Source organism: Micromonospora echinaurantiaca (assembly GCF_900090235.1).
Taxonomy (GTDB): domain Bacteria; phylum Actinomycetota; class Actinomycetes; order Mycobacteriales; family Micromonosporaceae; genus Micromonospora; species Micromonospora echinaurantiaca.
This window is the reverse complement of record NZ_LT607750.1, coordinates 3,093,318-3,107,982: the sequence shown is the minus strand read 5'-3', so window position 1 is coordinate 3,107,982 and position 14,665 is coordinate 3,093,318. Positions and strand designations below refer to the sequence as shown.

Below are 14,665 nucleotides of genomic sequence, written 5' to 3'. Positions count from 1 at the left end.
TTAAGGCAATCGAAAGGAACCTGGTGAGCACCAAGCACCAAGAACTCGCGACCTTCATCTGGGACGTGGCCGACCTGCTGCGCGGCGACTACAAGCGCTCCGAGTACGGCCGGGTGATCCTCCCGCTGACCGTGCTGCGTCGTCTGGACTGCGTGTTGGAGCCGACGAAGGACGCGGTGCTCGCCCGGCACAAGCAGCTCAGCGACATGGGCGTGCAGAACATGGACCCGGTGCTGCGCAAGACCGCCGGGCTGTCGTTCTACAACACCAGCGAGATGTCCTTCCGCAAGCTTCTCGGAGACCAGGACCATGTCGCGCTCAACCTGCGGGCGTATATCGGCGGCTTCTCGCCCGGCGCCGTCGACGTGCTAGAGAAGTACGGCTTCGACACCCAGATCAGCCGCCTCGCCGAAGCCGGGCTGCTTTACCAGGTGGTCGCCAAGTTCGCCGACATCGACCTGCACCCGGATGTCGTCTCCAACCACCAGATGGGCTACGTCTTCGAGGAGTTGATCCGCCGCTTCTCGGAAATCAGCAACGAGACCGCCGGTGAGCACTTCACCCCGCGCGAGGTCGTCAAGCTGATGGTCAACCTGCTGCTCGCTCCTGACGAGGACGACCTGGTCACCCCGGGCATCGTCCGCAAGGTCTACGACCCGGCGTGCGGCACTGGCGGCATGCTCACCGAGGCACAGGAGCACATCCAGGCCCACAACCCGCACGCCACCGTCGAGGTGTACGGGCAGGAGCTCAACGGCGAGACGTACGCGATCTGTCGGTCGGACATGATGCTCAAGGGCGGCGACCCGACGAAGATCGCCTTCGGCAACTCGTTCAGCCAGGACGGCCATGAGGGCGAGCGCTTCGACTACATGCTTGCCAACCCGCCGTTCGGCGTGGAGTGGAAGAAGGTTGAGAAGTTCATCAAGGACGAGGCGGCCCGCGGCCACGCCGGCCGGTTCGGCGCCGGTCTGCCCCGGATCAACGATGGCTCGCTGCTGTTCCTCCAGCACATGATCTCGAAGATGAAGCGTCCCGAGGACGGCGGGAGCCGGCTGGCCATCGTCTTCAATGGCTCGCCGCTCTTCACCGGCGCGGCCGGGTCGGGGGAGTCGGAGATCCGCCGCTGGATCCTGGAGAACGACCTCTTGGAGGGCATCGTCGCGCTGCCCGACCAACTCTTCTACAACACTGGCATCTTCACCTACTTCTGGATCCTCACCAACCGCAAGGAGCCGGCCCGGCGGCGCAAGGTCGTGCTGCTCGACGGCCGCGACTACTGGACCAAGATGCGCAAGAGCCTCGGCGACAAGCGCAAGATGCTCACCGACGAGCACATCGCCGAGCTGACTCGGACATACGTTGAAGCATTGTCCATCGCGGACGACGCGGAGCACCCGCAGCACGCGAGGGTAAAGGTCTTCAAGACCACCGACTTCGGCTACCAGCGGATCACTGTCGAGCGCCCATTGCGGCTGCGGTTCGAGGTCAGTGAGGAGACGGTTGCGCTGCTCGCAGAGGCCCGGGCGGTGCTCAAGTACGCCGAGCGCGAGTCGCTGCTGGCGGCGGCGAAGTCCCTGATCGGACTGAAGTCCGCGACCCGTGCTGAGTTCGCCATGAAGCTGAACGGGTTGGGCAAGCTGCCGGCGGCGGTGGAGAAGGCGGTGTGGGAGGCATTCTCGGTCAGCAACCCCGAAGGAGAGGTGCAGACCGACCGCAAGGGCAAGCCGGTCGCGGACGCAGACCTGCGGGACAACGAGAACGTGCCGCTGGACGAGGACATCCACGTGTACCTGAAGCACGAGGTACTGCCGCACGTCCCAGACGGTTGGATCGACGAAACCAAGACTAAGATCGGCTACGAGATTCCGTTCACCCGCCACTTCTACGTCTACCAGTCGCCCCGGCCACTCGCCGAGATCGACGCAGAGATCAAGGCACTCGAGGCGGAGATTCAGTCACTGCTCGGCGAGGTGACGAGGTGAGCGTTGGACTTGCCGGGCTAGGCATACCGGCTTCCTGGCGATGGTTGCCCTTAAAGCGGGCTGTCCTTTCTATCAATCGAGGATCTGCTCCGGAGTATGTTGACGACGGACCGGTGTGGGCGGTCAGTCAGGCCGCAAACCAGCCGGAGGGAATTGACTGGAGTCGGGCCCGCTTCCACGCCTTCGCAGGTAACCCTTTGAACCTAAAGGGGTTTCTGAGAAAGGGTGATGTCCTACTCAACTCGACCGGGCGCGGCACGCTTGGCCGGGTGGGCTACTTTTCGGAAACTCCCGACGGCCGACCGGCCATGGCTGATGGTCATGTGACCCGAGTGAGAGTCTCGCCGGATGTGCTCGATTCCCGATACGCTTACTACTACCTTTCCTCCGAGCCGTTCCAGCACTACATCTACTCCGCCCTCATTGTTGGTGCAACTAACCAGATTGAGCTTGTAGGCGAACGGCTGGCATCTGCGTCAATCCCAGTGCCGTCGATCGAGGAGCAGCGGCGCATCGCCGACTTCCTTGACGCGCAGACGGGGCGGCTCGATCAAGTGCGTGCATCCAGGGCGCGTGTGCACTCTCTCCTTATGATGAAGCGCGAACGCGTGATCGAGCAACTGATCGGCGCCGAGCAGAACGGTGAGGACCTTATCCCACTTAAGCACCTTGTGGAGGCCGTGACGGTCGGAATTGTCGTCACCCCGGCTGCTTGGTATGTAGATGGGAGCGGTGTGCCTGCCCTGCGTGGCATCAACGTTCGGCCAGGGAAGATCGACCCCCGAGATCTAGTGAGAATCAGCCATGAGGGCCACCTGGTTCATCGCAAGTCCCGACTGCGGTCCGGTGATCTTGTGGTTGTGCGTACCGGCCAAGCAGGCGCTGCAGCGGTCGTAACTTCGGAATTCGATGGCGCGAACTGTATTGACCTCGTGATTGTCCGGCCAGGCGTGTCCCTCGTGCCAAAGTTCGCGGAGTATCTACTTAATTCAAGTTACGCCAAGCGGCGGGTCGCGGAGTTTGCAGTCGGCAGCATTCAATCGCACTTCAACGTTGCCGCGATGAAGGCGATGCCGGTTCCTCGGAAAAGTCCTTCTCAGCAGCAACGGATAGTTGCCGAGATCGATCGAGCGGTCCAACCTATTGACGAAGCGGTGAGTCTCATGCAGCAGCAGGACAAGTTGTTGGCCGAGCGGCGGAAGGCGTTGATTGCAGCGGCCGTGACGGGACAAATCGACGTGCCGACGGCGTCCGGTGTCGACCTGGCATGAGTGCAACCATCGAGAAGAACTGAGCCCCGGCATCATCGAAAGTGAAATAGCGAACTCGCAGGCCATTGAACTGCTGGGAGGACCGGGTGTCCCAACCGACGGACGCGTCGCGACAGGTGAGAGTCATCGCCGATTCACTGCGCCGGAGATTCGAGGATCGCATAGATATCAGCGACTTCACGCATCCGGACGAGCAGCAGCGGCGTCGTTGCCTCCTCACTCGGGCGCTCGCCGCAGCCATCGTGAACACCCGCACCGACAGCGGTGACGACCGCGCCGCGGCGATGGTGACGGACGGCGGTCAAGACTTTGGCATTGACGCCGTGGCGTTCGCCGCTGGCGCGCCCCGGCTCTGGCTGATTCAGACAAAGTGGAGCGATCGGGCGGAGGCAAACTTCGGTGAGTCCGATGTAATGACAATGGCGGACGGGCTGCGTCGGATTGACCGCCGGGAGTTCGGCCGGTTTAATGCGAAGTTCCTTCCCTTCACCAATCAGATCACGACGATCGTCGACGATCCGCAGGCGCGGATCATGCTGACTATCGGACTCATGCGTCAAGCGCCGCTGCACGACAATGTGTTGCTGCGGTTGGGGGAATTGCGAGACGAATTCAACGCCCACGGACAGTACCTCGATTTCGAGGTACTGTACGTCAACGACGTCTGGAATATCGTCCGCAAGACCGCACAGTCGGAGCCGATCAAACTGAACTTCGAGATGGACCGCTGGTTTGAGCTGAGCACCCCGATGCGGGCGGTCAACGGTGTCACCACAGCAGCCACAGTGGCCTCGTGGTACGAGGAAAACGGCGACCATTTGTTCCGCAAGAACATCCGGGAATCGCTTGGGGTGACCCAGGTCAACGCCGACATCGCACGGAGCCTGCACGAGGAGCCCTACGAGTTCTGGTATCGAAACAACGGCGTGACCATCTTGTGTGACGGCCTGCGGCTGACGCCGAAGAGTCGGAGTTCGCCCTATGGCACGGCCACGATCGAGGCGACCGACGTCAGCGTCGTCAACGGCGCCCAGACGGTCGCGGCGATCGCCGCGGCCGTCAAGGACGGCGGCGATGCCGTTCTGGACGCACTCGTGGGCGTCCGGCTCATCGAGAGCGCAGACGAAACGACCAGCGCCCAGATAACAAAAGCAACGAACACCCAGAACCACATCGAACGGCGAGACTTTGTAGCGCTCGACGAGGTGCAGCTCGCGATCCGGGAGGAGTTCTCGCTGACCCTCGGGCTGACCTACACAATCAGGAGGAGCGAGTTCGAGCCTTCGCCGGAGAGCGGCTGTACCGTCCGCGAGGCCGCGATAGCGCTGGCTTGTGCACACGCCGATCCGAGGCTGGCGCAACGTGTTCGCAACAACGAGGACCTCCTGTGGGAGGAAGGTCCCCAGGGTGCCTATGCCCGAGTCTTCGGCGAACGCCCGCCGGCCATACAGATCTGGCGATCCGTTCAACTGCTGCGCCGGGTTCGCGACTCGCTGCACGCCATGCAGTCGGAGCTTGAGGGCCGCGCCGCCGCCGTCGCGGAGCAGGGTAGCCTGACCGTTGCGCATATCGTGTTTCAGGAGGTAGGCCTGGACGGCATCGATGATGTCGCCTACGACTGGAAGAGTGTGCTCGACGGCGTTCCCGATCTGGTCGGCAAGGCGGTTCGATGGCTGGTGACCGAGATCGACGAGCAGTTCGGCCAGAACTCGTTTATCGGGCCGACGCTAGCTTCGGCTGAGCGTATCCGGCCGCTGGTGCGGTCCGTGCTGTCCGCGTTCGCGACGGGCGCAGCCGTGCCCGAGTTGCGGCCGGACTACCTCCCCGTGCCACGGCAGCGAACCACCCGGCGCCGCAACTCCGTGCACGTCCTGGTAGATGCCGCTCGGATCAAGGAGGGCAGCCGCCTCAGCTTTCGGGCGGCTACGGAGCCCGAGCGGCAGGCCCTGTCCGCGTGGCTGGCCGAGGACGGCCGGAGGGGCACGGCGACCTGGGTGAACAGCAGGTCGCGACCGTTGGTGTGGGCTGCTGACGGCAAGCGGTACACCCCGAGCGGTCTGGTCATGCGGATGTATGCGCTGGCGGAGTGGAACGGTGCGCCCGTCGCCGTGCAGGGCCCGCACCGGTGGTTCCTCGGCAACGAGGGGTCGCTGGTCTCGCTCGCTCGGGCGATCCTGCGCGAAACCGAGGACTCCGACGAGGAGAGCGTCGAATGAGCGCGTTTGTGTACGGCGAGGAGCGGTTCGAGGAGGTTATCGAGGAAGTGTTGCTCGCTTCCGGCTGGGAGCGGGGCTCTTCCGACGACTACTCGAAGGATTTCGGCCTCGACACCGCTGAACTGTTTGCCTTCATCGGTGCAACCCAGCGAGACAATTGGTCAAGGCTGCTTGCGTACCACGGGAACAACTTGGACGAGGCGCAGCGCCACTTCGCCCAGCACCTCGCCAAGCAGATCGACGAGCGTGGGCCACTGGACGTGCTTCGCCGGGGGGTCAAGGACAAGGGCGTCCTGATCCGGCTGGCCTACTTCAAGCCGGCCCACGCCATCACCGACGATGCGCTGAGGCTCTACCGCGCCAATCGCCTCACCGTCACCCGCCAACTCGCGTACTCGACGAGCAATAACAAAACCCTCGACCTGGTCCTCTTTGTCAACGGCATCCCCCTCGCCACGGCCGAGCTGAAGAACCCCCTGACCGCGCAGACCGTCGAGGACGCCAAGGAGCAGTACCGCAAGACGCGTGACCCGAAGGAACTGCTCTTCGCGCGGCGTACCCTCGTGCACTTCGCCGTGGATCCCGACCTGGTCTTCGTCACGACGAAGCTGGCGGGCGACAAGACCCGGTTCCTGCCCTTCAACACGGGCTCGGAGGGGCCGGGCGTCTCCGGCGGCGCCGGCAACCCGCCGGCGGGCGCATCCGGTTACCGCAGCTCCTACCTGTGGGAGCAGATCTGGCACCCGGACACCTGGTTGGACCTGGTCCGGCGGTTCCTCCACACCGACAAGGAGTCGCGGAGCCTGATCTTCCCGCGCTACCACCAGTGGCACGCGGTCACCCAGCTCACCGATCACGCCGCCCGCAACGGCTCGGGCCAGAACTACCTGGTCATGCACTCAGCCGGGTCAGGCAAGTCGAACACCATCGCCTGGCTGGCACACCGGCTCTCCAGCCTGCACACCGCGCCGACACTCGGCCAAGACGCCCTCACCAAGGGACTGCGCCCCAACGAACCGGTCTTCGACAAGGTCATCATCATCACCGATCGAGTGGTGCTGGACCGGCAGTTGCAGGACACGGTCTTCCAGTTCGAGCACGTGCCCGGCGTGGTGCAGCGGATCGACAAGGACTCCGCCCAGCTCGCCGCCGCCCTCCAGGGCGAGACGGCCAAGGTGGTCATCACGACGATGCAGAAGTTCCCCTACATCCTCGACAAGGTGCAAGGGCTCAAGGGCAAGCGGTTCGCCGTCATAGTCGACGAGGCGCACTCGTCGCAGTCCGGCGACTCGGCTGCGGCGCTGAAGAAGGTGCTGCTGAAGTTCGGCAGCGACGACGTGGACGAGTCGGGCGACCTGCTCACCGCGTCGGCGCTGGCCCGCGGCCGGCACGAGACGCTGTCGTACTTCGCGTTCACCGCCACGCCGAAGCCGAAGACCCTCGAACTCTTCGGCACGCTGCACCCGGTCACCGGCAACCCGCAGCCGTTCCACACGTACTCGATGCGGCAGGCCATCGACGAGGGCTTCATCCTCGACGTGCTGCGCAACTACCTCACCTACAAGGCGTACTGGAAGCTGGCCAACGCCAACCCCGACGACCCGGAGGTCGACCCGAAGAAGGCCGGCGCCCAGCTCGCTCGCTTCGCCAGCCTGCACCCCACCATGCAGGCGCAGAAGGCCGAGATCACCGTCGAGCACTTCCGCAAACACACCGCGCCGCGCCTCGGCGGCCGCGCCAAGGCCATGGTGGTCACCGGCTCACGCGAGGCCGCCGTCCGCCTGCACACCGCCATCAAGAAGTACGTCGAGATGCAGGGCTACGTCGGCTGCGACTCGCTGGTCGCCTTCTCCGGCGATCTGGAGGTCGACGGCGTCGAGCACACCGAGGCGCGGATCAACGGGTTCAGCGAGGGTGAGCTGCCCGAGCGGTTCGCCTACACCGCTGCGGACGACAAGTACGCCGGCACCCCGAAGGCCAAGCAGGACACCGAGTACAAGATCCTGGTTGTGGCCGAGAAGTACCAGACCGGCTTCGACCAGCCGCTGCTCACGACCATGTACGTGGACAAGCTGCTCAAGAGCGTCGCCGCCGTGCAGACCCTGTCCCGGCTCAACCGCACCCACCCGCTCAAGGCGCAGGGCGACGTCTTCGTCCTCGACTTCGTCAACGAGGCCGGCGACATCGCCGAGCAGTTCAAGCCGTACTTCGAGACCGCCGCCACCACCCCCACCGACCCCAACCTGCTCTACACCGCCCAGAACGCGGTGACCGGGTACCCGGTCCTGGTCGACTCCGAGATGCAGGCCTACGCCGAGGCGTTGCTCGCGGCGGAGCAGAAGGCGACGAGTGACACCGCGCTCCAGCGGGCGCACGCCTCTCTCTACCGCTTTACCGAGCCGGCCGTGCAGCGCTTCAAAGCCTTGGCGGAGGAGCACCAGGAGGCCGCGGACGGCTTCCGGTCCGCGCTGCGCGACTACACCCGCATGTACGCGTTCCTCAGCCAGATCGTGCCCTACCAGGACCCGGACCTGGAGCGGCTCTACCTGTACGGGCGCGCGCTGCTCAACCGGCTGCCGCGCCGACAGGATCCGAGCGTCGACATCGGTGAGGTACAGCTGACCCACCTGCGGGTCAGCAAGACCGGCGAGCACGATGCGTCGCTGTCACCGGAGGGTGAGCAGATGCTGCCTGGCTTCGTCGGCGGGGGAGCGGGCCGGCAACACGACTTGGAGAAGGTCGTCTTGTCGGAGCTGATCGATGCGTTCAATGACAAGTTCGGGATCGGCTTGGGTGAGTCGGACAAGGTCTGGGTCGAGCAGCAGATCGTGGCCCTGGCCGAGGACGGCACTCTCGAAGCCGCCGCGATGGTCAACGACGAGAGCAACTTCGGCGTCGTCTGCGACAAGCGGATCGAGGACGTGATCCTGTCCCGGCACGACGACAACGGCAAGCTGATGCAGCGCTACCTCGACGACGATAACCTGCGCTCGCAGCTCAACCAGTTCGCGCGGCGGCAGGCGTACCAGATGATCCGTCGCCGCAAGGGCATCGCTTAGACCGATTCGTCAGCCCTGGGCTGGCACCTGCTCGACCGCGTGGGAGGCGAGGGCAGTGCAGGCGAAAGACCGTGTGGCCGACCGGTACGAACTGACGTACCCGGTCGGTCACGGCGGCATGGGGGAGGTGTGGGCGGGCTACGACGAGAAGCTGGACCGGCCGGTCGCCATCAAGTTCCTCCGCAAGCTCGCCATCCCGGAGAGCGAACGGGAAGCCGCGGTCGAGCGCTTCATGCGGGAGGCCCGAGTCACCGCGCGGCTCGACCACCCCGGCGTGCCCAGCGTTCACGACGTCGGATACCACGGCGACGACATCTACATCGTCATGCAGCTCGTGCCGGGCATGGTCCTCGCCGACCTGATCGCAGAGCGTGGGTGGCTCTCCGTGCCGTGGGCCGCCGCAATCGGCGCCCAGATCTGCTCGGTCCTCGCTACTGCACATGCCGCCTCGCTCGTGCACCGCGATCTCAAGCCGCAGAACCTGATGGTCACCCCTGCCGGGTCGGTCAAGGTCCTCGACTTCGGAGTGGCCGCGCTGCTTGGGGCGGACGTACCCCGGCTCACTGCCACCAGCCATACCCTAGGGACCCCGACGTACATGGCCCCCGAGCAGGCATTGAACAGTGCGGTCGGGCCGCGGGCCGACCTCTACGCGCTGGGTTGTGTCATGTTCGAGGTGCTGACCGGCAACCCGCCTTATCGGGCGGAGAACCCGCTCGGCATGCTGCATCGGCACATGAACGACCCAATTCCGTCGATCGCCGAACACCGTGCCGGCGTACCCGCCGACTTGGAACAGCTCGTAACCCGGCTACTCGCGAAGGACCCGCAACACCGACCCGGCTCGGCCGCCGATGTGTACGAGATCCTGGCGCCGTTCGGTGCTCTGGACAGGGACCTAGCTGGCGACCTTGCGATGTCGATGGCAGGGGGCCAGTCAGTTGATCCCACCATGCCCTACCGGTACCCCTTCGGTCCGTTGCCGTCACAGGCACCCCTTCAGCCGACCCGGGTCGATATTGTTCGCTCGCGGAACGCACAAGTGGTCGTTGCACCGCCGTCTCTCGACGAGTTGGCCGAGGCCGAGGAGCGGGCCTGGGAACTGGCGGAGGCGGAACGCTTCACCCAGGCGGCTGAGGTACTGGCCACGGCTCTAGTTCCCATGATGCAGGGTCATCGTGCCAAACAGCCGAGGATCCTCGACCTCCGGGTGACCTTGGCCAACCTGTATCTTCTCGCCGGTGCTTACCGAAAGGCCCTTCCGCTGTTTGAGCGCCTCATCGCTGACCTGGCCGAACGCCCCGTCCCGGACCGCGAACTGATTTGGCAGTGCCGACAGCAGGCTGCCGTCTGTCAGGCGGAGCTGGGCGAGGCCAGCGCGGCGCTGGTGGAGCTGTGCGAGCTACTCGCCGAGGAGCAGCAGGCACTTCCCATTCAGTCGCCAGAGCTGTTCCCGTTGCGACATCAGATCGCCATGCTTACCGCTGGCCTCGGAGATGTGACGAGTGCTGGCCAGCAACTCGAAGAGCTGCTGGCGGACGTGCAGGCGCTGCACGGGTCGCAGGCGCCCGAGGTCGATGAGATCAGAGTGCTACTCACTCATCTCGATCGGATTGACCGGGGTGATCGGCAGGGTCGAATCGGCGGATGACATGGGTGGCGAATGGGCGGCGGCTTTGACAGGAAATCTGCCGGTCTATTCCGGATGTTCCTCGGCGCTGCCGTCGCGTTACTAGCTACGTTTAAGTAACGCTGGCGAGTCGGCAGAATCGCTGGCGAGGTATGGCCGCTCCGCTACCTCTCGCCCTCCGCATGACTCCGTTCCTTGAGTGACCTCGATAGCGGCTAGGACGACACTTGAAGTGATACCGGGACGCGCTGTCGTCCACCCGACTCAAGCTGTCGCAGACGCGAGTTCATGTACGAAAATGGCTGGTCTACGACTTGCGGCGGCGCTATCACATCGAGGAGCGCGATGACGAGAGGCAGCGATAGATCAAAAGACCAAGAGCCGCCGGCTTCGCCCGCCGCAATACCTGTCCAAACCCAGCGGCAGAGGGGTCCCGGGAATCTATCGCTGGCGGTATCGGCAACGGCTAAGGCGCTAATCGCGTCGCCAATTGTCATCCTCTTGGCCACTGCGACTCGCCTGATCGTGATATCCAATTATGATACCGCTACGGCGACGACGATTGCCTCAACCACTGGTGCAGTGGGGACCCTTCTAGGCACCGTCATTCCGCTGCTCCCGGCCTTCTTTCCCGTGCTCTTTCTGGCACTCGTTCTCTATCGTAAGATGGTACTGGCCCTTCTGGCCGGCGTGGCAACAATTCTTGTCTCGCCGGCTTACGCCTCCGCTCCAGAGGCATTGGAGTCGGCGTGGCAGCGTTTTGTCACTGTGTTCACCGGGCCAGCGCGCCTCCCCGAATGGGTGGAGGAGAACGAATCGAATATTGACACCTTTCCGGCGATGTGGCGGGCGCTGACCGCGGATATCGGGTCGCCTGGTGACGTCGTTGACGTCGCAGCGGACTGGCGAATCCAGTCGACGTTGTACTGCCTGTCCGCGTTTGCGCTCGCGGTAAATGCAGGTCGTCGCTGGCGTCACTCCCGCGAGGATCGATCAATCTCGTGGACGAGTGTGAAGTTCCGTATATTGCCGCTATGGATGCCCGTGTTAGCCCTGTTCATCCTCGCTCTTACGGATCGCATGTACCAGCTGCCGGGCGAACCAAGCGCAGTCCCTGAGATCGTACAGCAACCGTGGCTGCCGCCCGAGAAAGTGACCCTGACGAACGGTAAGTCGTGGATTGGGTACACGCTCTCATATAAAGATGGATGGCACGTGTTGTTGGAGGACCAAGGTCGGACCATCCTGTACTTCAGGGCTAACGAAGTGAAGAGTCGAACAGTTTGCAGGGCCAGCACCAAGCTGAGGGCGGAAAGACCTCCGCTCATTCGACTTGGACCGCCCATACCGGACGGCGTCCCCGACTGCCGACAAGAAACAGCAAGATCAACACGCGCGAGTGGTTGAGTGATGAGTAGGGCTGTGCCGATCGCCGTTTCCTGGTCCTGACCAAGACCGCAGTGGCGGATTCTGGCCGAGGTGCAGCTCGTGCAAACTCGGCACTACATCCCGCGCTTGGCCACCGGCCGCGTCGGTCATCTCCGGGGAGACCCCGCGCAGACCGCACATCGCCTTGGGGGCGTCGGAGTGGCGCTGATCAGGACGCCGCTACCCCGGCTCATGTGACTGTCTCTGCGGGACCGGCGCACTCGCAACGGCGTTGCTACTCCTCATCCTGTAGGTCCCGCCGATGGGCCTTGATCCACCGCTCCACATCGTCCGCGCGCCAAATGCGCCCGACGGACAGGACGGCTACCGGGTCGGGGAAGGACTTCGAGTTGGTGATCTGGTACGCGCGCGTTCGCGAGACGCCCAGCATCTCCTGGATCTCCTGGCTTGCCACCAGCCGAAGCTCTCCCACGCCGTCACGTTAAGAGCATGCGAACTGAACATGTGTGCGCTGTGTAGATGCACTCATCACATGCTCCCTTATCGTGTAGGCTGCGCACCTGTTCATGCCCTTCCGGGCGTGGGGAGAGGAAGGCAGGTAGAGATGAGCGTCTGCAACCAGAGGTCGTTCCCGGAGGGCGGTGGGACGACCTACCGCTCCGCCGCGTACCCCAGCCTGCTGCCGTGGCAGGTGCGGGAGCGCCGCTTCCCGCCCACCCGGCTCGGACGCCGCGGCCTGAACCCCGACGACGTGTACGCCTTCCTCGACCGGATCGCCCTCGACATGACCGCACTCCACGACGCCCTCGCCGAGAGCCGCCGGGAGACCGCACGGATCAAGCTCGCGCTGCGCACCTGGCAGTCCGACCAGGCCCGCGCCGACCAGGACCGCGCACGATGACTCAGCGGTATGTCATCCACCTGCCCGTGGTCGCCGCCGACCTACCGGCCGCGCAGCGCCTGGCCCGGGTCATCGGCCGCTGGATGTCCGTGCTGCCGATGACCGACCCCGGGGGAGACCACCGTCTCCGAGGAGGATCGGCAGTTCCTGCGCCACCGGGTCTTCTGCGACGTGCGGCTGCCCGGTGGGCGGCGCTGCGTGCTCCGCGACGGTCACGACGGCGAGTGCTCCCGCCGCCTGCGCCGCTGACACAACCCGACGAACTGTCATGACACCTGGCCGTTGCGCCGAGTGCAGGGGCGATCATCAGGCCACTAACGTGCGCAGCACGGGAGGTGGTCGGAGTGGCGCGGTGGGACGCCTGGTTCGAGAGGGAGCATCTTGTCGTCCGGCGTCGTCGGTTGCTGCCGTGGCGGAAGGCGGATGTCAGGTGGATACCGCTGGCCACGGTCCTCGACATCGGGTCGCTCACCGCAGCCGACCATGCGAGGCGACGCGCTAACCTCACCGTCCATGACCCGGCGGCGCCGCACCTGACCGAGGTCATCCCGGTCAGGTTCACGCCGGAGCAGTGGGAGCACGCCGGCTGGTTCGTGCGGCAGCGGCAAGCGGCACCGACCGAGCGCCCGCATCCCGGCGAGGAGGCATCGCCGGGAGGGGCGGCCTCGCCTCGCCCACCTGCGGACGTCCCGCCACAGTCGCGGCGACGGGCGCAGCCGCCGGCCGCCCTGCGCGCCCACCTCTCCGCCAAGCCGGCGGCGAGGCCCGCCTCCACCGGCCGGACCGGAGGAGCCTCGTCGACGCCGTCGCCCAGATCGGCTACCGCCTCGACGACGCCGGTGATGCGGGCTGGCGATGGCAAGCGGCTGGTGTGGCTGTGGCTTCAGAACGGGCAGATCCACGCCTCCCTCGTTGCGGTGGGCGGCGTCCCACCGCGCAGGCTGAGCCCTGCTGACGTCGCCCAGTTGCTGCTCGCCGACCCGTCCAGGGCGATGCCAGCCATTCGCACGTTGACCGGCCTCGCCGACAGCGAGCAAGCTCGGGCCCGGCTGCGGAGCTGGCAGCGGCCGGACCGGGTCGTCGTCAACCTGAACGCCTCCGACCTCGCCGGGCGGCGGGTCACCGAGGCGCTGCAGAAGCCGGGCTGGAGCAACCCGGACGGCACCGTGCGGACCGTGTCCGGTGGCCTCCCGAGCCTGAACAAGCGCCGCCGGTGAGTTTGAGCCACGGAGACGCCGGCCGCGCACGGATGGCGGAGCGGATCCTCGGACGCGATGCCGGCGTCTCCGTCGTCCCGCAGCCGGCGAGCGAGCCCAGGCTGAAGCCGTTGATCCGGTTGCTGAGGGCGTCGTCGCGGGTCACCTGGTAGCCGCGTCCGTGAGCGCCGATATCCCCGGTTCCTTCCGGGCTCCTCCGGCTGCGCCGCCGGACCAGCGACGCGCCGGCGGAAGGGGGAGACGCTCAGCCGAGCGGGCTGAAGCTGCGGCCGTCGAGCACGTTGATGACCTCGTCGTCGCGGCTGACCTCGTAGCCGCGATTGCGCAACTCCGCCACCAGCTCGCCCTCACGGTCGACCGGGATCTCCAGGTAGTCTCCGTTGAGCGCGGTGAACTGGCGCTCACCGAACTGGTCCTGCAGGTCCTCGGGGAGCAGCTTGAAGGCCCGCTCCGTGACCATCGGGGGCCAGTCTCCTTCCGCGACCGAGTTCAGCTCGTTGATATCGAAGGCCTCGTCGTCGGCGGGATCCTCGTCCGGGAAGTCTTCATCCGCGGCGGCAGGATTCGACAGGTGGGTCATCCGGACCTGGCGGGCCTCTCCCCAGGTACGGGCGGCGGCGAGCGCCTTGATCTCCTCGGCCTCCTCGGCAGCGGTGTTCGCGTCGGCGAAGGCGAGGCAGTCGTGCAGTTGCGCATGGCCGTAGACCAGGCGGCGGGTGGTCGGGTGGTGCGTCGTCATGGCGCACATCGTGCCGTGCGGGTACGACATCCAAGATCAGGTGTTGATCTGGAGACCGGGAGCGGGATTGGCCATTTCCGCAGGCCGGACGGGCCAAAGTTGATCACGAAGGGTTGACGCTGACCTGCGGACGGGCCAAGCGGTGTTGTCCGGTCGGGCCAGCCCCTTCGGCGTGGTGCCACCATGGGCTGGGCGCGATCGATCCCGCGGCGCCGGTGGCCGGCGATGCGGCGGCCTGTCGGTGTCGCCCGGTAGCCT

The 14,665-nt window shown here is 65.4% G+C and carries 10 protein-coding genes and 1 pseudogene; 9 read left to right on the top strand and 2 right to left on the bottom strand.

Going from position 1 to position 14,665, the window contains the following annotated elements; genetic code table 11:
• Positions 1-23: 23 nt before the first annotated feature.
• From GA0070609_RS14200 to GA0070609_RS33210, 6 genes are all read left to right on the top strand, one after another.
• The gene (locus tag GA0070609_RS14200; RefSeq protein WP_231928752.1) at positions 24-1,985 is read left to right on the top strand and encodes a type I restriction-modification system subunit M; all 1,962 of its coding nucleotides are present in this window, start codon (positions 24-26) and stop codon (positions 1,983-1,985) included.
• Entirely contained in the window at positions 1,982-3,256 is a 1,275-nt protein-coding gene (locus GA0070609_RS14195; RefSeq protein WP_088994246.1) for a restriction endonuclease subunit S, read from the top strand. The genes GA0070609_RS14200 and GA0070609_RS14195 overlap by 4 nt, the downstream gene beginning before the upstream one ends.
• 86 nt (positions 3,257-3,342) lie before the next feature.
• Complete coding sequence (locus GA0070609_RS14190; RefSeq protein ID WP_157748160.1) at positions 3,343-5,472, top strand: AIPR family protein; 2,130 nt, start codon at positions 3,343-3,345, stop codon at positions 5,470-5,472.
• Positions 5,469-8,531, top strand: a complete 3,063-nt coding sequence (locus GA0070609_RS14185; protein WP_088994244.1) for a type I restriction endonuclease subunit R — start codon at positions 5,469-5,471, stop codon at positions 8,529-8,531. The genes GA0070609_RS14190 and GA0070609_RS14185 overlap by 4 nt, the downstream gene beginning before the upstream one ends.
• Positions 8,532-8,586: 55 nt before the next feature.
• Entirely contained in the window at positions 8,587-10,182 is a 1,596-nt protein-coding gene (locus GA0070609_RS14180) for a serine/threonine-protein kinase (RefSeq protein ID WP_088994243.1), read from the top strand.
• A gap of 267 nt (positions 10,183-10,449) precedes the next feature.
• A complete protein-coding gene (locus GA0070609_RS33210) occupies positions 10,450-11,568 on the top strand; it encodes a glycosyltransferase family 87 protein (RefSeq protein ID WP_331716924.1) in 1,119 nt (372 codons plus the stop codon).
• Positions 11,569-11,824: 256 nt separating this feature from the next.
• Here GA0070609_RS33210 and GA0070609_RS14175 read toward each other — a convergent pair whose 3' ends face one another.
• Positions 11,825-12,022: a helix-turn-helix transcriptional regulator gene (locus tag GA0070609_RS14175; protein ID WP_088994242.1), complete on the bottom strand. Its 198-nt coding sequence runs from the start codon at positions 12,020-12,022 to the stop codon at positions 11,825-11,827.
• Positions 12,023-12,154: 132 nt separating this feature from the next.
• On the opposite strand from GA0070609_RS14175, the gene GA0070609_RS14170 reads away from it, so the two are divergent.
• The 3 genes and pseudogenes from GA0070609_RS14170 to GA0070609_RS14160 all read left to right on the top strand — a co-directional run bounded on the left by GA0070609_RS14170 (position 12,155) and on the right by GA0070609_RS14160 (position 13,668).
• A complete protein-coding gene (locus GA0070609_RS14170; protein WP_088994241.1) occupies positions 12,155-12,451 on the top strand; it encodes a DivIVA domain-containing protein in 297 nt (98 codons plus the stop codon).
• A pseudogene (locus GA0070609_RS14165) lies at positions 12,448-12,700 on the top strand (hypothetical protein). Before GA0070609_RS14170 ends, GA0070609_RS14165 begins: the two are co-directional and overlap by 4 nt.
• 593 nt (positions 12,701-13,293) lie before the next feature.
• Positions 13,294-13,668 (top strand): hypothetical protein, encoded by a 375-nt coding sequence (locus GA0070609_RS14160; protein WP_088997727.1) that lies wholly within the window; start codon positions 13,294-13,296, stop codon positions 13,666-13,668.
• Positions 13,669-13,912: 244 nt separating this feature from the next.
• On the opposite strand, the gene GA0070609_RS14155 is transcribed toward GA0070609_RS14160, so the two are convergent.
• Positions 13,913-14,407 carry a hypothetical protein gene (locus GA0070609_RS14155; protein WP_088994240.1) on the bottom strand — a complete coding sequence of 165 codons (495 nt, stop codon included), beginning with the start codon at positions 14,405-14,407 and terminating at the stop codon, positions 13,913-13,915.
• Between the last annotated feature and the right edge of the window lie 258 nt (positions 14,408-14,665).